The sequence below is a fragment of the Pseudoalteromonas sp. genome (assembly GCF_041613455.1).
Classification (GTDB): Bacteria; Pseudomonadota; Gammaproteobacteria; order Enterobacterales; family Alteromonadaceae; genus Pseudoalteromonas.
Window position 1 is genome coordinate 1 of the sequence record NZ_JBFJHD010000027.1, and the last position, 26,767, is coordinate 26,767.

At 43.5% G+C, this 26,767-nt stretch carries 27 protein-coding genes; 9 read left to right on the top strand and 18 right to left on the bottom strand.

What is annotated here, in order from left to right; all coding sequences use genetic code 11:
* The first annotated feature begins 279 nt into the window (after positions 1-279).
* Positions 280-816, top strand: a complete 537-nt coding sequence (locus tag ABYB02_RS04775; RefSeq protein ID WP_372761316.1) for a gamma carbonic anhydrase family protein — start codon at positions 280-282, stop codon at positions 814-816.
* Here ABYB02_RS04775 and ABYB02_RS04780 read toward each other — a convergent pair.
* Positions 799-1,059 (bottom strand): DUF1488 domain-containing protein, encoded by a 261-nt coding sequence (locus ABYB02_RS04780; RefSeq protein ID WP_372761317.1) that lies wholly within the window; start codon positions 1,057-1,059, stop codon positions 799-801. The genes ABYB02_RS04775 and ABYB02_RS04780 overlap by 18 nt on opposite strands.
* Positions 1,056-1,880, bottom strand: a complete 825-nt coding sequence (aroE, locus tag ABYB02_RS04785) for a shikimate dehydrogenase (RefSeq protein WP_372761318.1) — start codon at positions 1,878-1,880, stop codon at positions 1,056-1,058. The genes ABYB02_RS04780 and aroE overlap by 4 nt, the downstream gene beginning before the upstream one ends.
* A gap of 54 nt (positions 1,881-1,934) precedes the next feature.
* Here aroE and ABYB02_RS04790 point away from each other — a divergent pair, with 54 nt between their 5' ends.
* Complete coding sequence (locus tag ABYB02_RS04790; protein ID WP_372761319.1) at positions 1,935-2,372, top strand: group II truncated hemoglobin; 438 nt, start codon at positions 1,935-1,937, stop codon at positions 2,370-2,372.
* A 63-nt stretch (positions 2,373-2,435) separates the two neighbouring features.
* On the opposite strand, the gene hemF is transcribed toward ABYB02_RS04790, so the two are convergent.
* The 6 genes from hemF to ABYB02_RS04820 form a co-directional block, all read right to left on the bottom strand.
* Complete coding sequence (gene hemF, locus ABYB02_RS04795; RefSeq protein ID WP_372761320.1) at positions 2,436-3,386, bottom strand: oxygen-dependent coproporphyrinogen oxidase; 951 nt, start codon at positions 3,384-3,386, stop codon at positions 2,436-2,438.
* A 1-nt stretch (position 3,387) separates the two neighbouring features.
* Positions 3,388-3,951 (bottom strand): L-threonylcarbamoyladenylate synthase, encoded by a 564-nt coding sequence (locus tag ABYB02_RS04800; RefSeq protein WP_372761321.1) that lies wholly within the window; start codon positions 3,949-3,951, stop codon positions 3,388-3,390.
* A 23-nt stretch (positions 3,952-3,974) separates the two neighbouring features.
* Positions 3,975-4,550: a topoisomerase DNA-binding C4 zinc finger domain-containing protein gene (locus tag ABYB02_RS04805; protein WP_372761322.1), complete on the bottom strand. Its 576-nt coding sequence runs from the start codon at positions 4,548-4,550 to the stop codon at positions 3,975-3,977.
* 62 nt (positions 4,551-4,612) lie between these two features.
* Positions 4,613-5,086, bottom strand: coding sequence for a DUF494 family protein (locus ABYB02_RS04810; RefSeq protein WP_372761323.1), 474 nt, complete (start codon positions 5,084-5,086; stop codon positions 4,613-4,615).
* A gap of 1 nt (position 5,087) precedes the next feature.
* The gene (gene dprA, locus ABYB02_RS04815; protein WP_372761324.1) at positions 5,088-6,179 is read right to left on the bottom strand and encodes a DNA-processing protein DprA; all 1,092 of its coding nucleotides are present in this window, start codon (positions 6,177-6,179) and stop codon (positions 5,088-5,090) included.
* A gap of 67 nt (positions 6,180-6,246) precedes the next feature.
* Positions 6,247-7,368, bottom strand: a complete 1,122-nt coding sequence (locus tag ABYB02_RS04820) for a LysM peptidoglycan-binding domain-containing protein (RefSeq protein ID WP_372761325.1) — start codon at positions 7,366-7,368, stop codon at positions 6,247-6,249.
* Positions 7,369-7,486: 118 nt separating this feature from the next.
* Between ABYB02_RS04820 and def the strand changes: the two genes are divergently transcribed.
* From def to trkA, 4 genes are all read left to right on the top strand, one after another.
* The gene (gene def, locus ABYB02_RS04825; RefSeq protein ID WP_372761326.1) at positions 7,487-7,993 is read left to right on the top strand and encodes a peptide deformylase; all 507 of its coding nucleotides are present in this window, start codon (positions 7,487-7,489) and stop codon (positions 7,991-7,993) included.
* Between the two features lie 21 nt (positions 7,994-8,014).
* Complete coding sequence (gene fmt, locus ABYB02_RS04830) at positions 8,015-8,968, top strand: methionyl-tRNA formyltransferase (RefSeq protein WP_372761327.1); 954 nt, start codon at positions 8,015-8,017, stop codon at positions 8,966-8,968.
* Positions 8,961-10,256 carry a 16S rRNA (cytosine(967)-C(5))-methyltransferase RsmB gene (gene rsmB / locus ABYB02_RS04835; RefSeq protein WP_372761328.1) on the top strand — a complete coding sequence of 432 codons (1,296 nt, stop codon included), beginning with the start codon at positions 8,961-8,963 and terminating at the stop codon, positions 10,254-10,256. Before fmt ends, rsmB begins: the two co-directional genes overlap by 8 nt.
* Before the next feature lie 85 nt (positions 10,257-10,341).
* A complete protein-coding gene (trkA, locus tag ABYB02_RS04840) occupies positions 10,342-11,718 on the top strand; it encodes a Trk system potassium transporter TrkA (protein WP_372761329.1) in 1,377 nt (458 codons plus the stop codon).
* A gap of 82 nt (positions 11,719-11,800) precedes the next feature.
* Here trkA and ABYB02_RS04845 read toward each other — a convergent pair whose 3' ends face one another.
* The 7 genes from ABYB02_RS04845 to ABYB02_RS04875 form a co-directional block, all read right to left on the bottom strand.
* Positions 11,801-12,016, bottom strand: coding sequence for a calmodulin (locus ABYB02_RS04845; RefSeq protein ID WP_372761340.1), 216 nt, complete (start codon positions 12,014-12,016; stop codon positions 11,801-11,803).
* A gap of 62 nt (positions 12,017-12,078) precedes the next feature.
* A complete protein-coding gene (locus tag ABYB02_RS04850; protein ID WP_372761330.1) occupies positions 12,079-12,291 on the bottom strand; it encodes a calmodulin in 213 nt (70 codons plus the stop codon).
* A gap of 457 nt (positions 12,292-12,748) precedes the next feature.
* Positions 12,749-13,417 (bottom strand): flagellar brake domain-containing protein, encoded by a 669-nt coding sequence (locus ABYB02_RS04855; protein ID WP_372761331.1) that lies wholly within the window; start codon positions 13,415-13,417, stop codon positions 12,749-12,751.
* 42 nt (positions 13,418-13,459) lie between these two features.
* Positions 13,460-14,911, bottom strand: a complete 1,452-nt coding sequence (locus tag ABYB02_RS04860) for a TrkH family potassium uptake protein (protein ID WP_372761332.1) — start codon at positions 14,909-14,911, stop codon at positions 13,460-13,462.
* Between the two features lie 50 nt (positions 14,912-14,961).
* The gene (locus tag ABYB02_RS04865; RefSeq protein ID WP_372761341.1) at positions 14,962-15,576 is read right to left on the bottom strand and encodes a YigZ family protein; all 615 of its coding nucleotides are present in this window, start codon (positions 15,574-15,576) and stop codon (positions 14,962-14,964) included.
* Positions 15,577-15,656: 80 nt separating this feature from the next.
* Complete coding sequence (gene pepQ / locus ABYB02_RS04870) at positions 15,657-16,979, bottom strand: Xaa-Pro dipeptidase (RefSeq protein WP_372761333.1); 1,323 nt, start codon at positions 16,977-16,979, stop codon at positions 15,657-15,659.
* Between the two features lie 121 nt (positions 16,980-17,100).
* Positions 17,101-18,987 (bottom strand): transglycosylase SLT domain-containing protein, encoded by a 1,887-nt coding sequence (locus ABYB02_RS04875; RefSeq protein WP_372761342.1) that lies wholly within the window; start codon positions 18,985-18,987, stop codon positions 17,101-17,103.
* A 194-nt stretch (positions 18,988-19,181) separates the two neighbouring features.
* Here ABYB02_RS04875 and fadB point away from each other — a divergent pair, with 194 nt between their 5' ends.
* The 3 genes from fadB (at position 19,182) to tusA (ending at position 23,028) form a co-directional block, all read left to right on the top strand.
* A complete protein-coding gene (gene fadB / locus ABYB02_RS04880) occupies positions 19,182-21,341 on the top strand; it encodes a fatty acid oxidation complex subunit alpha FadB (protein WP_372761334.1) in 2,160 nt (719 codons plus the stop codon).
* Between the two features lie 4 nt (positions 21,342-21,345).
* Entirely contained in the window at positions 21,346-22,515 is a 1,170-nt protein-coding gene (fadA, locus tag ABYB02_RS04885) for an acetyl-CoA C-acyltransferase FadA (protein WP_372761335.1), read from the top strand.
* 273 nt (positions 22,516-22,788) lie between these two features.
* On the top strand, positions 22,789-23,028 hold the full coding sequence (tusA, locus tag ABYB02_RS04890) for a sulfurtransferase TusA (RefSeq protein WP_372761336.1): 240 nt from the start codon (positions 22,789-22,791) through the stop codon (positions 23,026-23,028).
* Between the two features lie 149 nt (positions 23,029-23,177).
* Here the strand turns inward: tusA and ABYB02_RS04895 are convergent, their stop codons facing one another.
* The 3 genes from ABYB02_RS04895 to glyQ all read right to left on the bottom strand — a co-directional run bounded on the left by ABYB02_RS04895 (position 23,178) and on the right by glyQ (position 26,703).
* The gene (locus ABYB02_RS04895) at positions 23,178-23,633 is read right to left on the bottom strand and encodes a hypothetical protein (RefSeq protein ID WP_372761337.1); all 456 of its coding nucleotides are present in this window, start codon (positions 23,631-23,633) and stop codon (positions 23,178-23,180) included.
* A 95-nt stretch (positions 23,634-23,728) separates the two neighbouring features.
* Positions 23,729-25,798, bottom strand: a complete 2,070-nt coding sequence (glyS, locus tag ABYB02_RS04900; protein WP_372761338.1) for a glycine--tRNA ligase subunit beta — start codon at positions 25,796-25,798, stop codon at positions 23,729-23,731.
* A gap of 2 nt (positions 25,799-25,800) precedes the next feature.
* Complete coding sequence (glyQ, locus tag ABYB02_RS04905) at positions 25,801-26,703, bottom strand: glycine--tRNA ligase subunit alpha (protein WP_372761339.1); 903 nt, start codon at positions 26,701-26,703, stop codon at positions 25,801-25,803.
* Between the last annotated feature and the right edge of the window lie 64 nt (positions 26,704-26,767).

Below are 26,767 nucleotides of genomic sequence, written 5' to 3' on the forward strand. Positions count from 1 at the left end.
AGAAGATTTAAAACCGAAGTTTTACTTAACTCTGTGAGTTGTTCGTGCCTCGCTATGCGTTGGCCTTTCCCGTCTCAGTGGGGTCGCATTATAGGGAGAACAGATTTTTACGCAAGCGTTTTTTCACAGAAAAACTAAAAAAACATACTGTTCGATTACTAATTAAACTAAAGCGGTTAAAACTGCTAGTTTTATAATCAAAACAAGCTTTGCTGGCAGTTAAATAACGACTCCTGTTACACTCAAACAATACTCTAACGACATTTTGAAGGTACAAATATGGCTATTCGATCTTATAAAGGGGTGACTCCCACATTTAATAGTTCTGTTTATATTGATGAGTCATCGGTATTGGTTGGTGATATCACCTTAGGCGATGATAGTAGCGTGTGGCCATTAGTTGCAGCTCGCGGTGATGTTAACTATATACGTATTGGTGAACGTACTAATATACAAGATGGTAGTGTGCTGCATTTATCACGTGGCAGTAATGATAACCCAGACGGCTACCCACTGATCATTGGTGATGATGTCACTGTAGGCCACAAAGTAATGTTACATGGTTGTCGTTTGGGCAATCGCATTTTAGTGGGAATGGGCGCTATTGTTATGGATAACGCAATTGTTGAAGATAATGTCATTATTGGTGGCGGCTCATTAGTGCCACCAAATAAACGTTTGGCGTCGGGTTACTTATATGTTGGCAGCCCAGTGAAGCAAGTTCGCCCGCTGAGTGAACAAGAGCTGGCGTTCTTAAAAGTATCGGCAGATAACTATGTATTACTCAAAGATGAGTATTTAGCTGAGGCTAACTAAGCCGACTTCTATTTGACCTGCCGAGTTATAACTTTCGTCTTCGATCAATTGCTCGGCGCGTTCTTCATAATCAAAGCGATTTTTTTCGAAGTAACAAGCGGCATGACCGTCATCCACAAGATCTAAACCACCAACTGCAATAACGCACTCTACCAACATGCCACTGACCTGTGCAAAAAACACTAATTGATTGGCTGATTTTCTAAACTCGAGACGATCGATAAATTGTATTGCTTGATTCATATTAATGTTCCACGTTTGAGGGCATCAACCACAGGTAGTATCGCTGGCATCTTGTTTCGCCATACATAATACGCTTGCGCTGCTTGCCCCACCAGCATGCCACTGCCATCTAGCAGTTGAGCATTACTGTTATGCTGCGCCACCCAATCCATAAAGACGGTATTGTGTGCTGCATAAAACATATCGTACGCTAAAGTACACTTTGCCAAGTGCTGCACCGCTAACGCCGGTAGCTCGTTATTCATACTGCTGGATGTTGAGTTAATAATAAGGGTGTAGTCACTCACTGGCAGGTCAGCAAAGCCATAGCCTGATACCCTGCCGTATTGAGTAAATAATTTTGCCAATTGCTGCGCTTTTTCTGCGGTGCGATTGACAATAATAACTTCCGCAGGCTGCTGCTCAAGTAGCGGTAATATCACTCCCCTTGCTGCTCCACCTGCGCCAATGATCAATATACGCTGCCCTGCAATACTAACTTTATTCGCTAGCAGGTCATTCACAAAACCAATACCATCGGTGTTATCACCCAATAAAGTGCCATCGGCGCGCTTTTTTAAGGTATTTACCGCACCGACAATTTTGGCCAATGGCGTGAGCTCATCAGCCATGGCAAATGCTTGCTCTTTAAATGGCACAGTGACGTTTGCACCTTTGCCACCTTGAGCAAAAAATGCCGATACTGTTTTTTCAAAGTTATCGATAGGTGCTAAGATTGCGCGGTAGTCGATTTGCTCATCTAGCGAGGTAGCAAATTGTTGATGTATCGCAGGGGATTTTGAGTGTTTTATTGGATTTCCAAAAACCGCATATTTGTCCATGTTAAAGCAACCTCTTTGCAGTGCCACCACTGCCATTAAACGATGATAAATAATATGATTAAACGACTTTTTTCTAAATCAAAGCCAGCAACAGCCGTTACCGCGCCGACTCCCGAAAAAACACCGTACGAAATTATTGGTGGTGAAGCCGCTACTCGCGCTATTGCTAATCGATTCTACGATATTATGGCCAGCGATGAATACGCTAAACCATTATATGATATGCATCCTCTGCCATTAGATAGAATTCGCCAAGTGTTTTTTGAATTTTTATCGGGGTGGCTCGGCGGACCGGATCTATTTGTTGCACAACATGGCCACCCCATGCTGCGTAAACGTCATATGCCCTTTGCCATTGATCAGGACCTGCGCGATCAATGGATGTACTGCATGAATAAAACCTTAGATATAGAGGTGGATAACCCATTACTTAGAGAAGGGTTAAAGCAATCATTTGGGCAACTCGCAAGCCATATGATCAACCAACATTAATGAGCTTACTGTGGTAACCCGTTGCTCATAATAAAGGCGCTCTATAGCGCCTTTATTGCTTACCTACAGTTGCCACTCTCTGGCAATTAAATCATCAGGCTGAATGTTTAACCAGTCTTGAGGATGTAAATAATATTGGTATAAATTAGCTTCGCTACTCTCTGCTGCTGGCTTATAGTTATATTCCCAGCGCGCTAACGGCGGCATCGACATTAATATAGACTCGGTACGGCCACCGGTTTGTAAACCAAATAACGTGCCTCTATCCCACACTAAGTTAAACTCAACATAACGACCACGGCGATACAACTGAAAATCGCGTTGCTGTTGGCTGTATTGATCGTGCTTACGGCGCGCTATTATTGGTAGGTATGCATCTAAAAAACCATTCCCTACGGCTTGCATAAACGCAAAGCTTTGCTCAAACCCTAGCTCGTTTAAATCATCAAAAAATAACCCACCTACACCGCGTGTTTCACCGCGATGCTTTAAATAAAAGTATTCGTCGCACCAAGTTTTGTATTTAGGGTATAAGGCTTCGCCAAACGGCGCGCACAGGTCATGTGCTACTTGATGCCAATGCTGCACGTCTTCAAACACCGGATAAAACGGTGTTAAATCAAAGCCGCCACCAAACCACCAAATAGGTGCTTCACCTTCTTTTTCGGCAATAAAAAAGCGCACATTGGCATGGCTGGTTGGAATATGGGGATTTTTAGGGTGGATCACTAATGACACCCCACAGGCGTGAAAACTGCGTCCGGCAAGCTCTGGGCGGTGCGCGGTCGCTGAGGCTGGCATAGAGGCACCAAACACATGTGAGTAATTAACTCCCCCTTGCTCAATAACCGCCCCATCGGTAATGACACGAGTGCGGCCTCCGCCTCCTTCGGCGCGCTGCCAATTATCTTCAATAAATTTGCCTTTACCATCGGCAGCTTCTAAACCTTGGCTAATGGTATCCTGCAAGGCCATGAAGTAGGCTTTTACTTGCGCTAATAATTCGCTTTGCATATTAACCTCGAAATACTTGGCCAGTCATGGCATCTTTAATGGTGCTTGGTTGCGTATTACCACCGAGAGGTTCATCAACATAGTAACCTACCTGCTCAGCAAACTGTTTTTTGGCTTCTGCAATACTTGATACTGTATTTTGACCGCTTAAATTAGCGCTGGTTGAAACCAACGGCTTACCAAACTGCTGGCATAAGCGTTTTACCGTAGGGTGGTTGGTCACTCTGACTGCGATGGTATCAAACTGCCCGGTTAACCACTTTGGGGTGCTTTTCGCGGCAGGCATTACCCAAGTAATGGCAGCAGGCCAACTAGAAAAAATATCAGCACGTTTATCCATCGGTATTTTGGCATCATCGACGTATTTTAATAATTGCCCGTAGTTATCAGCAATTAAAATAAGGCCTTTCTCAACTGGACGCTGTTTTATAGCCAGTAACCGCTCTACTGCTAATTGATTATCAGGATCGCAGCCTAAACCATAAACGGCTTCAGTTGGATATAAAATAACTTCGCCTTGCTCAAGGCAGCGAATCACAGCGGGTGCATTTGATGGGTCTGACAAAATCCTCTCCAGATATTTAAACGTTATTCAGAGGCTGCAAATTTATGCATACAGCTTTTTTGTGGGCATTGTAACACAGTACTATTGGCGGTTTTTTTCTCTATGACGACTGGCCAATCACATACTGGGCAAGGGTGTGCAATCGGTTTATGATTAAGGGTATATTTACAGCTTGGGTAGCAGTCACAAGAATAAAATAGTTTACCAAACTTATTACTGCGCGACACTAAACGCCCTTTTTTACATTTAGGGCAACTAGGAAGTAACGCTTCATCTTGGTCGGCTTGATTGTCATTGGCAATGTAATGGCACGCTGGGTAGCCGGTACAGCCAATAAACATGCCATAACGACCATTTTTTACTACCAGCGGCAGGCTGCACTCAGGGCAAGCTGAATCTTCAAGTACTTTTATTTCATTACTCTCATGATGTGCTAACGGACGGATAAAATCGCACTTAGGGTAGCTTGCACAGCCTAAAAAAGGGCCTGATTTACTATTGCGGATCACTAATTCTGAGCCACATTGTGGACATATCTCATATTCTTTTTCTAGGGCGTGTTTATTCGCCGAGAAAAGCGAATGGTCGATTTTACTCATGGTGATCCTAGTCGTTGCTGAATTTTCGCCTAATATACCCAAAAGGCTTAAAGATACAACAGTTAATGCAACACATCACCGGGTTGTTCGAAAATAAGCTCTTCCATTTGCTCACAGGCTTTTTCAGAGCCCGGCACATTAAATAGCACCATTAATACTACCCACTTTAAATCTTCTAATGTAATGAATGGCTTATCAAGCGCTGCTAAACGGTCTAACACCATTTCGCGGGTCACGCTATTTATCACTCCAATACGTTCGATAAACATAAAATAACTGCGGCACTGTAAATCAAGCATATCACACTCATTGTCGGTAAATATTCTCACCGCTTGCTGTGGGCTGCTGGTTAAGTAAGGTGATACATCACTGTGTTGTAGCTCGGCGAGTTGCTCAAGCCAGTGCAGTGCTTTAAATATTTCGTCTTCATTAAAGCCTGCCCGCAGTAGCTCATCCGTCAGCTCATTCGGCTTAATAAATACACTCGCGTCGTTGTGAATATAGTTTTCAAACAAATACATAAGAATATCAAACATATTACCGCCCCGCGCTTAGCTTAATATAACCATCTAACACTCGCTCTATTTGATCATCTAGCTCTAGGTCGAGTAGCCGGGTTTGCACTTTATCTATTGGCCACCCCGCACGGCGGACAATCTCGTCAACACTGGTAACTTCAAACCCGATACACTTTAATACCTCACATTGTGGGCTGCTTGCTACTGGCTGCTCTAAATTATATAGACCGGATTGACCAGAAAAACTCACTTCTTCAAGAATATCTGTGACATTTTCAACTAATTTAGCCCCTTGCTTAATTAAAAAGTGACTGGCTTGCGCGAGGGGGTTTCTGATGGAGCCCGGTACGGCAAACACGTCTTTATTTTGTTCAATGGCATAACGAGCAGTGATTAGCGATCCGCTTTTAATTTCAGCCTCAACAATTAATACCCCCAAAGCCAGCCCCGATATAATTCGATTACGACGGGGGAAGTTATGAGCACTGGCTGCGGTACCGGGTAAAAACTCACTCACCAACAGCCCCTGCTCTAAAACTTGCGTACTCAACAAGCTGTGTTGTTTGGGGTAGTACACATCAACGCCGGTGCCCAGCACCGCAATGGTTTTACCGCTACCGGCAAGCGCACCTTTGTGTGCTGCACCATCGATACCACGCGCCATGCCCGAAGTAATGGTGATCCCCGCTTGGGTTAGTTGATAAGCAAACTCGGCCGCAATTTCAAGCCCTACAGGCGTCGCATTGCGACTCCCTACAATGGCAATTTGCGGGCTTGAGAGTAACGCCACATCCCCTTTACAAAATAGCAGTAATGGCGCACTGGCTATTTGTTTTAAAATATCGGGGTAACGTGCATCAAAGAAAGTAATCACGGTGATGTTATTGTGCTGCAGCAATTGCTGATAATGTGCTACCTGCTGCCAATTAGTGTGCAATAAATTATGTGCTTGGCTTGAAGTTAAGCCTAATTGCAGGAGCGCTGCGTGTGGTAGGTTAAATAATGACACTAAGCAGTGCTGCTCAGCTAATGCCAGCAGGGTTTTTATGCCTACGCCTTTACACATATAAAGAGCAAGCCAGTGAGATAACTTGCCAAGCGATTGCTGCATGTTCTTTCTCCTAGGCATGCCACCTTAAAAAAGATAAACATACCCCTGAACACCGACTCGCTACTACTTAATGAATAACTGCCATATCTCCAATGCGAATGGGATGTTGGTTTTTAGTGATTAATGCATAACTGATGTTGTCATACACTTTAAAAATAATCATCTCGCCGACTTTTTCTTTTGGCATATGCCAAACCGCATTACTCTCATCTGTTGCATCGCCAAACATTTCACTGGTTTTTGATACTAGCTTTTCAAACCGGCTTGAGTCTTCGGTATAACGCGGACCACGAGGGCCATCAATCACTGTCGGTGATTGGCGTTCTATATCTAGCACATGCCCCACTTGTATTTGTTGCGCTGAACCTAAGTTTAGCACCACTACATCCATTGTGCTGAATTCTCTCACTTCTCTAGGTGAGGCAATCACTTGGCCCATCACGGGCTGCGCTGGACGATGCATATTAAAATACGCTGGTAACATTTGCCCTTGCATCGCGGGTAATAAAAAGTCGCCTTGTTTTATTTCGCGCTTTACCGATTCAACTCTCACCGAAGCGGGCTTACCATTAGCGATATCGCCCGTTCTAAATGCGCGCGCCATGCCCACATAAATCGCTCTGCTGGCAAGCTCTTTACCGGTTTTTGGATCTAGATAAGGTTGCCCTTTATGATAAATTGCATACGCTTGGTGCAACTTTAAATCACCTTTAATATATAAAATATGCCCTAGCGTTTGCGTTTTAGTGTTTTCGTTGGCGCCTAAAATATACGGTTTAGTGCTAATGTCATCGCTGTTTATTGCTTGCTCATAAGTTATGTATGGCCTGATAACCTCAAGCGGTAAAGTGGTTACTGCATTAGTGCCTTTCGGCGTGATACGCCCTTGCGGCGATAGTTTTCGGTATGCTTTATTAATCACTAAACGGGGATTGCCATTGGCATCATAAATCAATGACAGCGCATCGCCCGGATAAATCAGGTGTGGGTTTTCAATTTGCGGGTTCATTTCCCATAACTCTGGCCATAACCAAGGTTCACTTAAATATATTCCAGAAATATCCCAAAGCGTGTCACCCTTTTTTACAACATATTGTTTAGGCGCATCTTTTTTTATTTGAAGTACATCAGCTAAAGTAGGAAAAGCAACACCTAATGCAACTATGATTGCCATTAATGGAGATTTCATTGGGCTTCCTTATATTGTTTTTTCATTATTATTGTCCAAAACCTGTTAAAGGGGAACGCTAATGGCTAAAATAAGAACATACGATACCCTAAATTAAGCATAAGTGTAAAAGGTAACTATGGCTAGGTTAGAAGTTTTAAGATTTCCAGACGAACGTTTACGTACAGTAGCAAAAGATGTGGCACAGGTTGACGATCAAGTGCGTGATATTGTCAAAGACATGCTAGAAACTATGTATGATGAAAATGGCATTGGCCTTGCGGCGACCCAAGTAAATATTCATCAACGCATTGTGGTGATAGATGTATCAGAAGAACGCAACGAGCCGCTGGTACTAATTAACCCACAAATCATCAAAAAAGATGGCTCCACCGTAAGCGAAGAAGGCTGTTTATCAGTGCCTAACTCGTATGCAAAAGTTGACCGCGCAGAAACAGTAACTGTTGCCGCGCTTAACGAGCAAGGCGAAGAATTTGTGCTCGATGCCGATGAGCTACTGGCAATTTGTATTCAGCATGAGTTAGACCACCTGCAAGGTAAGTTATTTATTGATTACTTATCGCCATTAAAACGCCAACGCATTCGTAAAAAGCTTGAAAAAGAAGCAAAATTTGCAGCTCAGTAAAAAAGCACCTTAGGAAACTCAGTGACACAACCATTACGCATTATATTTGCCGGTACGCCAGACTTTGCTGCGCGTCACCTGCAAGCACTTATCGACAGCGAGCATCAAGTAGTTGGTGTATATAGCCAACCCGATCGCCCTGCTGGGCGTGGTAAGAAACTCAAGGCCAGTGAAGTAAAGCAACTGGCACTGGAGCACGGTTTAGCCGTATTTCAACCGCAATCACTAAAAACCGAAGACGCATTAAATGAGCTAAACAGCCTAAATGCCGACATTATGATTGTTGTCGCTTATGGCTTAATTCTCCCTAAAGCAATTTTAGCTGCCCCTAAGCTAGGTTGCTTAAACGTGCACGGCTCTATTTTACCGCGCTGGCGTGGCGCGGCACCGATACAACGGGCTATTTGGGCCGGTGATGAGCAAACGGGCGTAACCATAATGCAAATGGATGAAGGGCTCGATACCGGCGATATGCTGCATATTAGCCGCTGCCCGATTGATGCCGACGAAACCAGTGCCAGTCTTTATACTAAATTGGCCGAGCTGGGGCCAACGGCACTTATTAGCACCATCAACAAACTCGCTAACGGGGAAATAACCCCTGAGCCACAAAATGATGCCGATGCTAATTACGCGAAAAAGCTCTCTAAAGATGAAGCTAATATCGACTGGTCGATGAGTGCGGTACAAATTGAGCGCAACATTCGTGCATTCAATCCATGGCCGATATGCTTTACGCACATGGGCGGCCAGCCGGTAAAAATTTATCAAGCTCAGGTTGTTGCACAGTCAGGGCGTGCTGGCGAAGTACTAGCAAGCTCCAAGCAAGGCATAGTTGTCGCATGTGGCGAGCAGGCTTTATCTATTACTCAGCTACAACCTCAGGGTAAAAAGCCCATGGCAATTAACGACTTTTTAAATGGTCGTAGTGATTGGGTGACCCCAGGTACTCTATTAGGCGAAAACAATGAATAATGCTCCAAACGTACGGGCGCTAGCCGCTGAAACTTTATATAACGTGGTTGATAAAGGTGCGTCGCTTAATCAAGAGCTGCCTTTTGCCAGTCAAGGACTGGCTCCTAAAGATAAAGCGTTATTACAACAGATTTGTTATGGCGTACTACGCTACTTACCTAGCTTGGAAAATTACTGTCAACATCTGGTTGAACAACCATTAAAAGGTAAGCGCAGAATATTTCAATTTTTATTGTATGTGGGTATTTACCAACTACAACACATGCGTGTTCCACCGCATGCGGCAATTTCAGAAACGGTAAACGCATTACAACCGTTGCGTGCTTTAGGCCTAAAGGGGTTAATTAACGCCATTTTACGTAGCTTTCAGCGTCAACAAGTTGAACTTGAAGAACAAGCTAAGCAAATTCCGGTGTGCTTGTATAATCACCCCAATTGGTTTATTAAGCAGCTACAACAAGCCTACCCAGATAGCTGGCAGCAAATTTTAGCAGAAAACCAACAGCAAGCGCCTATGTGGTTACGCGTTAATCAGTCGCAGTACAGCACGCAAGAATATAGCGATATGCTAACCGCTAATGACATCGAACATACATTAAACGCTGATTTTATAGATGGCATTAAACTGGCAAAGCCCCGTGATGTATTTTCATTGCCTGAGTTTGATACTGGTGCGTGTTCGGTACAAGATGCTGCCGCACAACTCGCTGCGCGGTTTTTAGCGCCGCAAGATGACGACGTAATTTTAGATGCATGTGCCGCGCCTGGCGGAAAGACGTGCCACATTTTAGAACTTGCTGATGCTGATGTATTAGCGCTTGATAGCGATGCCACGCGCCTTGAGCGTGTGAAACAAAACTTAACCCGTATTGGTTTAGGTGCCGACTTGCAATGTGGTGATGCGTCGCAGCCGCATACTTGGTGGGATGAGCAACAATTCGATCGTATTCTGCTCGACGTTCCTTGCTCGGCAACCGGCGTAATTCGTCGCCATCCCGATATAAAATGGCTACGTCGTGCCTCTGACATTACTGATTTAGCAACCTTACAAGGCGATATACTAAATAGTATTTGGCCATTGTTAAAGCCGGGCGGCACTTTGCTATACGCAACCTGTTCGGTATTACCACAAGAAAACCAACAGCAAGTGGCTAAGTTTTTAGCTAATAACGATGACGTAGAGCATATTCCGTTGCACGATAAAGACACGCCAAACACACCCGGTTTACAGCTACTCCCTGGTGAGAGCGATGGTTTTTATTACGCTAAACTGGTTAAAAAACTCTAATTATCAGCACTGAGTAATTAGCTATCTAATAACAGCTAGATAGCTAATACTGCTCTGTAATTGGTACTTAACACACGGGTAAATAATGAAAATAATCATACTCGGTGCCGGACAAGTCGGCGGCACGCTCGCTGAAAACTTAGTCGGCGAACAGAATGAAATTACAGTGGTTGATATTGATGGCAACCGCTTACGTGAACTGCAAGATAAGTATGACCTACAAGGTGTTGCAGGGCACGGTGCGCATCCCGATGTGTTACGTCGGGCCGGTGCAGACGATGCTGATATGATTATTGCGGTAACCAGCTCCGATGAAGTCAACATGGTTGCCTGCCAAGTGGCTTATAGTATTTTTAATACTCCCACTAAAATAGCACGTATTCGCTCTGAGCAATATTTAAAATATCGTGAAAAACTATTTCATAACGATGATTTACCCGTCGATCATTATATTGCGCCTGAAGCATTGGTCACTAAGTATATTCGCCGTTTAATCGATTACCCAGGGGCATTACAGGTATTGCAATTTGCTGATGGCATGTTATCGCTGGTGGCGGTAAAGGCCTATTATGGCGGCTTATTAGTAGGTTATGCACTCTCTACATTAAAGCAACACATTCCCAATGTAGAAACTCGAGTAGCCGCTATTTATCGTCAAGGTAAAGCAATCAAACCTCTCGGTACCACAGTAATAGAAGCCGATGATGAAGTGTTTTTCATTGCCGCGACCAAACATATTCGTGCCGTAATGAACGAGCTGCAACGACTAGAACGGTCATACAAAAAAATTATGATCGCGGGCGGCGGTAATATCGGTGCGGGCTTGGCCCGCTCACTGGAAAAAAACCACAGCGTTAAACTCATTGAGCGCAGTAAAGAGCGTGCCGAACAATTGTCTGAAATGCTCGATAACACCATTGTTTTTTGTGGTGACGCTTCAGATCAGGAGCTGCTGTCAGAAGAGCATATTGAACAAGTTGATGTGTTTATAGCGGTGACGAATGATGATGAAGTTAATATCATGTCAGCCATGCTTGCTAAGCGCTTAGGCGCGCAAAAAACCATGGTACTTATTCAGCGCAGTGCCTACGTAGACTTAGTCCAAGGGGGTGATATAGATATTGCTATTTCGCCACAAGAAGCCACTATTTCGGCGCTACTGACTCACGTCCGTCGCGGTGATATTGTTAACGTATATTCATTACGCAAAGGCGCCGCTGAGGCCATTGAAGCGGTGGCACATGGCGATGAAAACACCTCTAAAGTGGTCGGCCGTGCCGTTGCCGATATAAAACTCCCAACAGGAACCACCATTGGTGCCGTGGTGCGTAATGACGAAGTACTAATAGCCCACGACGACACCATCATAATGTCGGGCGATCACGTTATTATGTTTTTAATTGATAAAAAACACATTAATATTGTTGAAAAGCTGTTTCAGGTAAGTGCTATATTTTTATAGTACGCCGCAAGCTATGATTACACGCAAAAAAGCAGCTTAAATAAGCTGCTTTTTACTAATCACAGTAATACCCTGTGTAATATTACTGTAGTTTTGCAAACTCTTGTTTAGAGAGCTCACCATTACCATCAGCATCTAGCTGCTCAAATATTTTAACTAACTGTGGATTAGCTTGCGCCTCTTCTAAGCTGATAACACCATCGCTATTACTATCAAACGAAGCAAAATCAACGCCTGCATAAGCAGCTGCAGACGATGCTAAAACGACAATGGCCAGTGTTGTATTAAATACTTTCATCATAATCTCCGTAAAAAATGAGATCCTTCTCCGCAATCCCTGACTGTGAAAAAATCGAAATTTTATTTGTAGTTAGCAAACTCTGCTTTTGAAAGTTCGCCATTACCATCGCTATCTAGCTCGGCAAACTGACCCATCAAGTCTGCATCAACAGCCGCTTCGCTTTGGCTAATTACACCGTTGCCATCAACATCAAGAGTATCAAAATCTGCTGCAAACGCGGCTGCTGAAGAAGCCAAGGCGATAAGTGCTAATGTTTTATTTACTATTTTCATAATCAATCTTCCTTCAAAGTTTATGTTAGTTGTGATTGTAAAATCACCTTTAGTGCAATACACACTAACTATTACAACTTCGATGCCAATATTTAAAAAACATTATTTTTCAACATGTTAAGCTATAAGACTGTGAGTAAGTTGTGCTTTTTGCGCTAATAATGTTGCTGATTAGCAACACAGCAACCGCAAAAAACAATAATATTAATAAAATCAGTTGTTTAATTTTTTGCAAAACCACACACTCAGCCACGCAAACTAACTAAGTTGTTATTTTATAAGACAATATTGCGATATTGTTGCAGTAATTATTTTAAGGTAGGAATTTCTCACTCTTTAAAAAACAAGTAAACCATTGTTTTAATTGGTTATTGAATTTAATTTAAATGTTTTTTTGCTGTATTGCGAGAAACAGGCAGGAAAACGCTATTTTGTTGCAAAATAGCGAAACAGTCGCTCATTCAGCTTCAGAGTCGAGGATGGAGGGGTCAATAAAGTGATCGCCCATAAAGGATTTCATTTCATCTTCACTTGCAAGTAGCCGAATACCACAATGTGCGCCATTAGCATGCTCTTTGACGCTACAAATTTCGCCTTGAAAATCTTTTTGGTTATGACCATTGTCCAGCATCACCGAACACTGCATACCTTTGATATCACCGGCCGCGCTAATATCTTTAACATCAAACATCACCCCAGTTAAAGAAATGTCCTTAATAATACCGTCGAGTACTCTGTCGTCACTCAATTTTAACTTAGCCGCTAATAAAGTGGGAATGCGAGCTTGTGAGCGTAAATCAAATAGCTGTACTTCATCGGGAAAATCAATAAAAATCAGCCGTGCAGGGTGCGAAGCAACCGACATAATTTGCTGGCGAAACGCAATGACTTGACCGCCACTGCCCTCTATTAACGCGCGCACAACCACCATAACGCCATCGCGCAAATAATCATTGGCTATTGGTAAGCGTTTAGCATTGGGGAAATTTAAAATAATAAAGCGGTTATCAAGTAAGCCGATAAACTCTGTTTTTACGCGCTTACTGCTGGTCGGGGTGAGTATTTCGAGATCTACCATCCCTCCCGTTACTATTTGATGTAGCTTATCTAAGTTTGTTGTAGGCATATCCCTTCCCATACTCTAGTTAAAATAAATTAACGTACTACTTTATCCACGCCAAAACGTCGGCGTAAATAACACTAATAAGGTAAATATTTCTAAACGACCAAATACCATAGCTATGGTTAATAGCCATTTAGCGCCATCACTAATTGCCCCGTAGTGTGATGCTACATCGCCAAGGCCTGGGCCTAGGTTGTTTAAGCATGCTGCGGTGGCAGAAAACGCGGTTATATTATCTAGGCCGGTGCCCATTAGGGCTAACATAATAATAATAAACACCAACGCATAAGCTGAGAAAAACCCCCACACCGCTTCAACTACTTTATCGGGTAATGCTTTGCTACCTAACTTAATCGAGTAAATAGCGCGCGGATGCACCAATCGGTTAAGTTCCCGTACGCCTTGTAAGTATAGTAGAAATACCCGTACTACCTTCATACCGCCGCCAGTCGAGCCGGCACAGCCCCCTATAAAGCTCGAAAATATCAGCAAAATAGGTAAAAATAATGGCCAAGCGGAAAAGTTATCGGTGGCAAACCCCGCTGTACTACTAATTGAAACGGCTTGAAACAATGCTTGGTCTAACGTTTCATCACCATTGGCATACACCTCATGGGACGACAGCACAGTAAAGCAAATCACCACCAGCGCCAGTTGAATACATAAAAACACTTTAAATTCAGGGTCACGAATATACACACTGACATTTCTGCTCGCCACAGCGGCGTAATGCAGTGAAAAGTTTATTGCCGCTATAATTAAAAAGAACACACAAATAAAGTTAATAACCGGGCTATCAAAGTGGCCCATCGACGCGTCGTATGTCGAAAACCCACCAATCGCAACGGTGGAAAACGCATGGCTTATAGCATCAAACCAATCCATACCTGCTATCCAATACGCCAAAGTGCACGCAAGCGTAATAGAAACATAGATATACCACAGGTGTTTTGCCGTATCGGCAATGCGAGGGGTCATTTTTGAGTCTTTCACCGGGCCAGGAATTTCGGCCCGATACAACTGCATGCCCCCCACCCCTAACATAGGTAAAATTGCCACGGCCAGTACAATGATCCCCATACCACCAAACCACTGGAGTTGTTGGCGATAAAATAATACCGACTTAGGTAAATATTCTATACCGGTTAACACCGTTGCTCCCGTGGTAGTTAACCCCGAAAAGGCTTCAAATACCGCATCTGCTAACGATAAATTAGGCTCTTGTAAAAATATTAGCGGTAAAGATGCAAATGCGCCAAGCACCAACCAAAATAACACCACAATTAAAAACCCTTCGCGCGCTTTTAAGTCGCCGTGCTCTTGGCGGTTCGGATAATAAGCCATTAAACCAATCGTAACGCTAAATATAAACGCTAAAACAAAAGGTACACCCCCACCATCTTTATAAATTAAAGACACTATTGCCGGCGGCACCATGGTGATACTAAACAGCGCAACAAGTTGCCCAAGGATTTTTATGATGGTACGAAATTGCATTTAGCGTATCGCTTTTATTATTAGTAAGTTTAACGAGTAAAGATATTGTCTTACTCTTTAATGGTTAACTCAACCGCGCCATGGCTTAAATCAAAAATATCTTTAATTGCGTGTGTGGCTTGGCGGCTATCTATAGTAATTACCCATTCAATATTAGCAGTAAATTGTTTTTCGATGTTAAGTACTTGATAGTTTGTTTTTAATAACTGCTCTATAGCGCCTTGTAAATTATATTCGCTGGTGCCCACTATTTTTATACTGGGCACTTTAACTTGGGTGGAGAGTTTAGCTAAAGCATTATTTAAACTGCCCCCATAGGCACGGACTAGGCCACCGGTGCCTAACTTAATGCCGCCAAAATAGCGTGTTACCACCGCGGTTACTTCTCCTAGCCCTGAGCCCATTAGCACATTTAACATCGGTTTACCTGCCGTACCATTAGGCTCGCCATCATCAGAAAAGCCATAAACATGACTACCTCCGGGCTTGCCCGCCACATGCGCCCAGCAATTATGACGCGCGTCGGCATACTTGTGCTCAATGAGTTTAATAAATGCTTTTGCTGCAGCGAGATCGGGTGTATGCGCAACATGCACAATAAAAGTACTTTTTTTTATCTCTTCTTGATGAAAAACTGTCTCGGCGGGGTATTTATATTCAGACATAACTAAACCAGTTAAAAAGGGGGCCATGTGGCCCCTTTATAGTAAATAATTAACGCAACACGTTGCGCATTAACCGCGAGTTAGTCGAGCGCTAAATCGCGAGTCATATTTTCTAAGCTATCTTGGTGCACAATGATATTGTCTTCAATTCGAATACCACCAAATGGCTTAAATGACTCCACTTTTTCCCAGTTAATAAACTGTTTGTTATCGGTTTGCATTAAGTCGCCGAGTAACGAGTCGATAAAGTATAGCCCGGGCTCAATAGTAAACACTTGGTTTTTCTCAATTAGGCGAGTACAACGTAAAAAAGGATGCCCCTCAGGCGGTGCTTGCTGTGCCCCTGTCTCGTCGCTCATAAAGCCGCCCATATCATGCACTTGTAAACCTAGATGATGCCCTAGGCCATGTGGAAAGAATGTAGGTGTAATATTACGTGCCACTATGTCTTCGGCAGGGAGTTTTACAATATTAAAGTCACTTAATATTTGCGCAATACGCTGATGGCACTCAACATGTAAATCACCATACAGCATACCGGGCTTTAATCCTTTACCTAATTCAATTTGCTGTTGTGTCATAGCAGCAACCAGCTCGGCAAATTCACCTTGTTTTTTAAAGTCGTAGGTACGGGTAATATCGGCTGCATAACCATTAAAGTTCGCCCCCGCATCAATTAAAAATGAATGATGTTGCAGCGGTGCAGTTGGCTCAAAGTGGGTGTAATGTAAAATCGCGCAGTTTTCATTTAGTGCCACAATATTGCCATACGGCATTTCATTTTCGCTTTGACGCGTTGCCATTAAGTACGCTTGCTGAATATCGAACTCACTGCCGCCATTAAAAAAGGTATCGCGTGCGGCTTTATGTCCTGCTACTGCAATGCGGTTAGCGTTACGTAAACATTCTAGCTCGTACTGGGTTTTATAAGCACGGTGGTAATGAAAATAGTTTAATACCGCCTCTGGGTTCATGATGCTAAAACCAAGTGCTTGGGCTACTTCTAAGTATTCACCTAGGTAAGCATAATTGGCTTTATCGTATGGGAGTAACTTTTCAACCTGTTCAGGCTGTAATAGCAGTTCAATATCAAAGTATTCCGCCCAAAAGTCATGTGGCTCATCGGGGACTTTATGCCAAAAGTCGACGGGACGATAAAAGATTAGTTTTGGTTTATCGCTGCCATTTACCACAATCCAACAATGTGGATTATCAAGGACTGGTAACCACGCTTTAAACTGTGGGTTCACTTTAAACGGATAGTACATATCATCTAAAAACTGACGCTTAGCTTGGCCTGAGTGAATCACTAGCCCCTCTAACCCTTGTTGTTCGCAAATTGTGCGAGTGCGCTGTTGCAGTGTGGCAATATGTTCAGCGTATAAAACGGCTAATTTATCCATAGTAAACCCATCTATTTAAATTTTAACTTGCTTTGAGTTTATCATACCGATGATCTATACCCAAAGCGCTGAAAAAAGGTGAGTAGCTAAGCTTTTAGCTACTGCTGTTTTTATTGTGCTATTAGCCGCCCATTTTCATGGTTAAAATTGGCGCCAATATATTTCCCTCGCGATTTAACCGTGTGTGATAAACCTGCCTGTAGGCAAATACATTTTTAACGTAATCACGGGTTTCTCGATACGGTATCAGCTCTATCCAGAGTTCAGCAGGAATCGCTTCATCGGGTAGCCAACGTTTAATTCGGTGATAGCCTGCGTTATACGATGCGGTGGCGAGTATTTCATTGCCGTTATTTTTCTTCTTTAAATATTGTAAGTAGCGCGTCCCTAACATCACGTTGGTGCGTGGCTGGTATAAACGGCTACTCGCTACACTGCCCTTATTAATATAATCGGCGGTGCTAGGTAACAGCTGCATTAAGCCACGCGCATTGGCATGCGAACGGGCATCTGGTGCAAATGAACTTTCACGACGTGCAATGGCAATACTCCACGCAACATCAATTTTGTTACGCTTACTATAACGCTCAAATATGTTCTGAAACGCAAACGGAAAGCGTAGCTCAACATAATCCCACGCTTTTATTGTCGCCAGAGTAAAAATAACACTATCGTGCCATTGATGATCCGCAGCCAGCTTAGACGCCGCTAACTTTTCATCGTCACTGGAGGTGTTGGTTAAATAATTCCATTCACGGCGCGCCGAGGTATAACGCTCAAGTTCGTGTAACGCCTTAGCGCGTTTAAAGCCGGGAGCATTACTCACTTTATCCACCAGCTGCTGATCAACTTGCAATGGCGCATTATTTAACGCAACAGGGAGCCCCAAGCGTGCAGCCGCTAAAAAGCCATAGTAATCTCTATTTGCAGCTACTTTGGCCCAAATTTGTTCGGCTTTTTGGTGTTCACCCCGTTGTGCATAGCTATAAGCAAGCCAGTACTGCTGCCCCAGAGTTAAGTTGTCTTTGCCGGTAAAAAACGCTGCAATGCCTGCCCAATCTTGGGTTTTTAACAAGTTAGCCAATTGCCATTGCATTAATTTTCTGTCTTGTCGCTCCTTTGGCACCTTATTTAACCAAAAGCTCGCTTGTTTATGACCACTGGATGCCAACGACAAAGCAAAGCTGTAATACACGCCCGCTTTATCGTCATCACTGTAGCTAAACATATTTTCTAACTTTTCCCATGCTTTTAACGCCAGTTCTTTGTCGCGCCAAACTAAACGCTTAACTCCGTATAAAGCAATTTGTGCTTCTTTGGGCGATTTATTTTTATAGCGATATAACCCTGCCGACGCACTCGGATCGCGACGTACCTTTAAGTATAAATCCGCTAAGTAGCGCTCGTGCTTTGGTAGTAACGTTTTTAAATAGGGTAATAAACTTGGCGAGCCGTCTTCGGCAGCTAAAGTTACACGCTGCCAAACCGCCTCATTAGTCATGTAGCCTTTTTTACGCCACAGTGAAAACAAGCCATCACATTCTTCAGGTTGCGACTTGACTACAGTCCATAAATCACTCACTTGATTAAGAATAGCTGTTTCAGGCGCACCTAAATCCAATTGATACGTTAAATAGGTGCAGCTTAGTTCGGTATTTGCGGTTTCCCGGTAATTGTGAATAAACGCTTCTTTGTTATTAAGTTTTTTTAAGTAATCTAACCACGCTTTACGCACCGGCCATTCCAGTGGCGTATTTTGATACACAGTTAAATAATTTTCTATTTCTGCACGATACTTAATATGGGGATGGCGTTGCCAATACACTTTTTCAACATAGGGTTTTAACGGATGATCGAGCGTATTTAAGGCCGTTTTAAGGTCTTGATAATCGCCATAGCGTACTTTTTTTTCTGCTGCTAAAAATGCTTCGTTATCGGTGCTGGCCACGGTTGGAAAAAGCGGAAAAATAAAGGCGGCGGCCATCACATTAAATAAATATTTTTTCATCATACCTTTTCATAATAATTTAAAGTAATAAGTAAAAACTTGTGTTCCACCATAGCACCAAACAAGCTATATTTTAACCAACCAATTGTAACCAAGTTAAATTTATCGTTGCATTTTTAATTTAAAGCAAGCACACTGATTGAAATGCAAACTCATCGTACCAGTCTTAGTTCATCAACTAGGGGAGAATAATAATGTTATATAAAAGCGATTCCTTTGAAGTTAGCTTCATCAAGGATAACATCGCCGAGTTTAAGTTCTGTGCTGCAGCCTCTGTCAACACCTTATCTCAGCAAACCCTTACAGATTGCGCAGCAGCATTAAAAGAATTAGCTGCCAATACTGATATTAAGGGCATGATTTTTACCAGTGATAAAGAGCACTTTATTATTGGCGCCGACGTGTTTGAATTTTTACCTATTTTCACCAGAAGCGAAGCCGAACTGATCACCTGGATTAAAGAAGCCACTGACGTTTTTGATGCCATTGAAGATTTACCCTTCCCAACTTTAAGTGCTGTAAACGGCTTAGCACTTGGTGGTGGCTGTGAGTGGGTACTTGCTACCGATTACCGTGTATCAAGCGAAACTGCACAAATAGGGCTGCCTGAAGTAACTTTAGGTATTATGCCTGGTTTTGGTGGCACAGTGCGCTTACCACGCCTTATTGGTGCCGATAACGCTATGTTGTGGATCACCTCAGGAAAGAATAATCGTGCCGCAGATGCGCTTAAAGTAGGTGCTGTTGACGCGGTAGTTAGTGCTGACCAACTTATAGAGTCAAGCATATCAACACTTGAACTTGCCATTGCAGGCAAGCTTGATTGGCAAGCAAAACGCAATGTAAAACTACAACCGCTTAAATTAAATCGTGTTGAACAAGGCATGAGCTTTGCGATGGCTGAAGGTATGGTAATGAGTAAAACCAAAGGCCACTATCCTTCTCCCGTTATGGCAGTACGTACTGTTAAAGAAGCAGCAAACTGCTCGCGTGCTGAAGCAATGGCAATAGAAAATGCCAACTTTGCTAAGCTAGTACGCTCTCCCGAAACAGCCGCGCAAATTGGTATCTTTTTAGCTAGCCAATTTATTAAAGGCAAAGCACGTAAACTTGCTAAACACAGCGACACCGAAATTAAACAAGCCGCGGTATTAGGTGCCGGCATTATGGGCGGCGGTATTGCCTACCAATCGGCTTATAAAGGCACCCCCATTATAATGAAAGACATTCAACAGGATGCGCTTGATTTAGGTATGGGCGAAGCGTCTAAGCTATTGGGTCAAAAAGTTAAACGCGGCCACATGTCGATGGAAAAAATGCTCGGCACACTGAGTAAAATCAAACCCACGCTTAACGATAGCGATCTTCAAACTGCCGATATTATTGTTGAAGCCGTAGTCGAAAACCCTAAAGTAAAGCAAGCCGTACTAGCAGACCTTGAAAAGAATATGCCAGAAGGCACAGTGCTTACCTCAAATACCTCAACTATTTGTATTGATTTACTTGCTGAAGCGCTGGAAAAACCAGAAAACTTCTGTGGTATGCACTTTTTCAACCCAGTACCAAAAATGCCGTTAGTAGAAATTATTCGTGGTGCTAAAACGTCAGACAAAACGATTAGTGCAGTGGTAGATTACGCACTGAAACTTGGCAAATCACCGATTGTTGTAAACGATTGCCCTGGCTTCTTTGTAAACCGTGTTTTATTCCCCTACTTTGCAGGCTTTAGCAAACTTGTGGTTGAAGGCGCTAACTTTGCAAAAGTTGATAAAGTAATGGAAAACGTATTTGGCTGGCCAATGGGCCCGGCTTACCTACTCGATGTTGTGGGGATTGATACGGCATACCATTGTACTGGCGTAATGGCAGATGGTTTCCCTGCACGTATGGCACGTGCCGACAAAGACCCGGTTACCGTGTTTGCTAACGAAAAACGTTTTGGGCAAAAGAACAAAGCGGGTTTTTATAAGTACGAAACCGATCGTCGTGGCCGTCTTAAAAAATCTCATGACGAAACAGCAGTTGAGTTACTTAAGCCAATTACCGCTGCAGAAAAAGAATTTGATAAACAAGAAGTCATTGACCGTTGTATGATCCCAATGCTGAACGAAGTACTACTTTGTTTACAAGAAGGCATTGTAGCTTCTCCTGAAGAAGCAGATATGGCTCTAATTTACGGTGTTGGTTTCCCTCCATTTAGAGGCGGCGCGTTCCGTTACTTAGATCAAACAGGGCTAGCTAACTTTGTGGCAACTGCCGACAAATATGCTCACCTAGGTGCGATTTATCAAGTATCAGAGCAAACTCGTCAATGGGCCGAAGAAGGCCGTGTTTTCTATAAGGTGGAAGGTTAATAACATGAATAATCCAGTAATTGTAGATTGTATCCGCACACCTATGGGTCGTTCTAAAGGTGGCGTATTCAAAAACAAACGTGCGGAAGACTTAAGCGCACATTTAATGAAAGGTTTACTCGATCGCAACCCGGCAGTTGATCCTGCATCAATTGATGATATTTATTGGGGTTGTGTACAACAAACATTAGAGCAAGGTTTTAACGTGGCACGTAACGCGTCATTACTTGCCGGTATTCCACATAGTGTACCGGCTGTAACGGTGAACCGTTTATGTGGCTCGTCAATGCAAGCATTGCACGACGCAGCACGGGCAATCATGACCGGTGCTGGCGACACGTATCTGATAGGTGGTGTTGAGCATATGGGCCACGTGCCGATGACGCATGGCAATGACTTTCACCCAGGCCTTGCAACATCAATTGCCCAAGCAGCGGGTTCGATGGGCTTAACCGCAGAGTACCTAGCAACATTGCATGGCATTAGCCGTGAGCAACAAGATGAATTTGCCTACCGCTCACATCAACGTGCCCATGCTGCTACGGTTGAAGGCCGCTTCCGCCGCGAAATTTTAGCAATGGAAGGTCACGCAGCCGATGGCTCATTAATACTCGTTGAAGACGATGAAGTAATTCGTCCAGAAACAACGGTAGAAGGTCTAGCTAAACTTCGCCCTGTATTTAACCCAGCTTCTGGCTCAGTAACTGCGGGTACGTCGTCAGCATTGTCGGATGGTGCATCGGCGATGTTAGTCATGAGCGAAGCAAAAGCTAAAGAGCTTGGCTTACCAATTCGTGCACGCATTAAAGCGATGGCTGTTGCCGGTTGCGATCCATCAATCATGGGTTACGGCCCCGTACCAGCAAGTAAAAAAGCATTAGCACAAGCTGGTATTACTATTGATGACATTGACGTAGCTGAGCTTAACGAAGCGTTTGCAGCACAGTCACTACCGGTACTGAAAGACTTAGGTTTACTTGATGTAGTTGATGAAAAAGTGAATTTAAACGGCGGCGCAATCGCCCTTGGCCACCCTCTGGGTTGTTCGGGTTCGCGTATTAGCACCTCGCTAATTCACTTAATGGAAGACAAAAATGCAAAATACGGTTTAGCCACTATGTGTATTGGTTTAGGCCAAGGCATTGCCACCGTATTTGAACGTGTGCAAGACTAATAATCTTTAACATGTAAAACCAACTTGGTGATTAAAAAGGCGAACTGATTTTTATCAGCTCGCCTTTTTTATTTTCAGCGCTGTTATCGCGCAGTATAAATAGTGTGATCGGGTGTCTTATTCACTTAGATTAGCAACAGCAACACGGCATAATAGCGATAAAATTCAGCGACCTATTAGCAACTGCGTAAAGTAGTTAAATATCGCCTTTAAATACGCTAAAATACTCGACTTAATCACCCTAGCGACAGTTAAGTATACAGGCAGTTTTTTATGAGCTTTGATAATCCCGATCACCAATTAGACGCCATCGGCCTACGCTGCCCTGAGCCCGTAATGATGGTGCGCGCTGCTATTCGTAAAATGAGTGACGGTGAAACGTTATTGATCATTGCCGACGACCCATCAACCACGCGTGATATTCCCAGCTTTTGTACTTTTATGGATCACACGCTGGTGGCCAAAGATGCCGAACAAGCACCATATCGCTATGTAGTGAAGAAAGGCTTGTAATCAGCTATCAGCTATCAGCTATCAGCTATCAGCTATCAGCTATCAGCTATCAGCTATCAGCTATCAGCTCAAAAAATAAAAAACCGTGCTTGTTAAATCAAGCACGGTTTTTTATTTTATACAGACAACTTACAGCTTTAAACTTACCGCTATTTCTTCGTTATTGTCACTTGTGGTGTGCTGTAGCGGCTAAAGTCTATGCTCACTACGTAGGTGCCTTTAATTGCGGGTGTGTAGCTAAAGTAGTTGTAAATAGTATTACAGTCTGCGGTAACGGCTTGGCCAAGTGTTAGGCTTTGCCCTGCTGGCTGTAACTCGCTGTAACCACAATTGAAACCTTCGCTAAACTCGGCGTCGGCAATTTTAAATTCATACACTTTGCCTGGGGTCGAAAATTTAACTTCGGCTTGATACAGCGATGAGCCCACTTGCGTAAATTGATATTGCGGCTCGGCATCCCACAGCGTGAAATCCCCTCTTAAATAAAGCGGTCGATCTAATTGTTGCTGTTGCGGCAATACATCTTCAAACGATATTTGCGTACTACAGGCCGTTAAAAAACTCGCCAGAGCTAATGTTATAATACGTTTCATTGGGCTTTTCATTGGGGATCCTCACTTTATATATGCTGATTAATAATACAGCAAATTTAAAACTAAAAAGCCAGCAAAACGCTGGCTTTTTACATTAGCGAATAATGTTATTTTTGTAGTACAGAAATATCTGCGATACTCAAAAACAAGCCGCTTAACTGGCTTAACAGTGCTAGGCGATTTTGCTTAACCGCTTCATCGTCTGCCATCACCATCACGTTGTCGAAAAAGTTATCAACACTGTCACGAATACCCGCCAATTGGCTTAACGCTTCTTGGTAGTTACCATTGGCATAAAGTGGCGCAAGTTCTGTGGCAAACTTCTCTACCTGAGCCGCGAGTACTTTTTCAGCATCGTCTGTTAATAATCCCTTATCAACGTTACCTTCACTGGTAATGTCATTTTTAGCAAGAATATTAGCTACCCGCTTATTAGCCGCTGCGAGCGCCTCTGCGGCGTCTAAGGTACGGAAATGGCTTACCGCTTTAACTCGGCGATCGAAATCAACAGGTTTAGTTGGACGACGTGCCAGCACCGCTTGAATTACATCGACTTCGATACCGTCTTCTTGATACCAAGCGCGGAAACGGCCAAGCATAAATTCAAACACATCGGTTGATACATTTAAATTCGTTAGCTTATCGCCAAACAGTGTTTGTGCTTTGGCTACTAGGTCTAAAATATCCAGTGGCAGTTCTTTTTCTACCATGATGCGCAACGCACCAATAGCTGCACGACGTAGTGCAAATGGGTCTTTATCGCCTTTTGGCATTTGGCCAATACCAAAAATACCCACCAGCGTATCAAACTTATCGGCAATCGCCACGGCACAGCTGATTAAATTTGTCGGTAAGCTGTCACCCGCAAAGCGTGGCATGTATTGCTCGTTTTGCGCCAGTGCAACAGGTTCAGCTTCACCATCTAAGCGTGCATAATGCATGCCCATCACACCTTGCACATCGGTAAATTCCATTACCATTTCGGTCATTAAGTCGGTTTTACTTAATAAGCCCGCGCGCTCAGCTTGCGCCTTGTCGGCACCTAACTGCTCGGCAATGTAGCCCGCAAGTTCACTGATGCGTTGTGACTTATCTTTAAGTGTGCCTAACTGTTTTTGGAATAAAACACTGTCTAGCGACTCTAAACGACTTTCTAGGGTTTTCTTTTTGTCACTTTCAAAAAAGAACTGCGCATCGGCTAAACGTGGACGCACTACCTTTTCGTTACCGGCAATTACTACACTGGGATCTTTACTTTCGATATTTGACACAAACAAAAATTTATTTAACAGCTTGCCGTTTTCATCGAGTAATGGAAAGTACTTTTGATCGTCTTTCATGGTGTAAATAAGCGCTTCAGCGGGAACCGCTAAAAAGCTTTCTTCAAATGTCGCAGTGTGTGTTACTGGCCATTCAACCAGTGAGGTCACTTCTTCAAGTAGCTCTTCATCCATGGCTACTTTCGCATTTACTGCCTTTGCAGCTTGCTCAATTTGGCTGCGAATTTGCGCTTTACGTTGCTCGTAATCAGCAATCACATAGGCTGATTTTAATACGTCAAACACCTCATCAGCATGGTTAACTGTGGTTTTTTCAGGATGATGAAAACGATGACCTTGTAACTGGTTGCTCACTTGCATACCGAGTACTTCACCTTTGAGCACTTCACTACCAAATAAAATAGCCACCGTATGCACAGGACGGATAAATTGTGTTTTATTCGCGCCCCAACGCATTGGCTTAGGGATCGGTAATTTAGCCAGTGCTTTATTAATGGCATCAACCATCAATGCTGTCGTTTCTTGCCCTGCTACTTTAGCAATATGCAATAACCACGCACCTTTATCTGTTTCTAATGTTTGCGCTTCACTAACATCAATACCACAACCACGCGCCCAACCCATTGCCGCTTTAGTCGGGTTACCTTCGGCATCGAATGCCGCTTTAGTTGCAGGGCCGCGCTTTTCAACTTCTTTGTCTTGCTGTTTAGCATCGAGTGCTGTTACTTGTAACCCTAAACGACGCGGCGAGGCATACCAGCTCACACCTTGATGACCGAGTTCTAAACTTGCTAATTCTGCTGTTAAGTTTGCAGCAAAGGCTTCTGCTAATTTACGCAGTGCTTTTGGTGGCAACTCTTCGGTACCAATTTCTACTAATAAATTTTCTGCTGACATGCTTACTTATCCTTACACAACGGGAAACCAAGCGCTTCACGTTTATCATAATAACTTTGTGCACACGCTTTAGATAACGCACGAACGCGTAAAATATAACGTTGACGCTCAGTTACCGAAATGGCGTGGCGTGCGTCTAATAAGTTAAATGCGTGCGAGGCTTTCATTACTTGCTCGTAGGCTGGTAATGGTAGACTTGCTTCAATTAGCTTTTGGCTTTGCGCTTCACATTGATCAAACTGTGCAAATAGGTCAGCAACGTTGGCGTGCTCAAAGTTGTAAGTAGACTGCTCTACCTCATTTTGATGGAACACATCACCGTAGGTAACACGGCCAAATGGGCCGTCTGCCCAGACTAGGTCGTAAATACTGTCTACACCTTGAATGTACATAGCTAAACGTTCAAGACCATAAGTAATTTCGCCGGTAACCGGTGAACACTCAATGCCGCCCACTTGCTGAAAGTAGGTAAACTGCGTTACTTCCATGCCGTTTAACCAAATTTCCCAACCTAGTCCCCATGCGCCAAGCGTGGGTGATTCCCAGTTGTCTTCAACAAAGCGCACTTCGTCAGTTAAGGTATCAATACCTACTGCCGCTAACGAGCCTAAATACAGCTCCTGAATGTTGTCCGGAGAGGGTTTTAACACCACCTGAAATTGGTAATAGTGTTGTAAACGGTTGGGGTTTTCACCGTAACGACCATCAGTAGGACGACGACACGGTTGTACATAAGCACTGGCCATTGGCTCTGGGCCAATCGACTTTAAGAATGTTTGTGGGTGGAAAGTTCCTGCGCCCACTTCCATATCAAGTGGCTGAATAATGACGCAGCCTTGCTGCGCCCAATAATCCTGTAAAGCCAGGATCAAACCTTGAAAGGTTTTAACGTCATATTTTTGCATATTTGGCTTTTTACTATCTGAGAAGTAGCGTGAAAATTACCCTCAGTATACCTTGTGCACACGC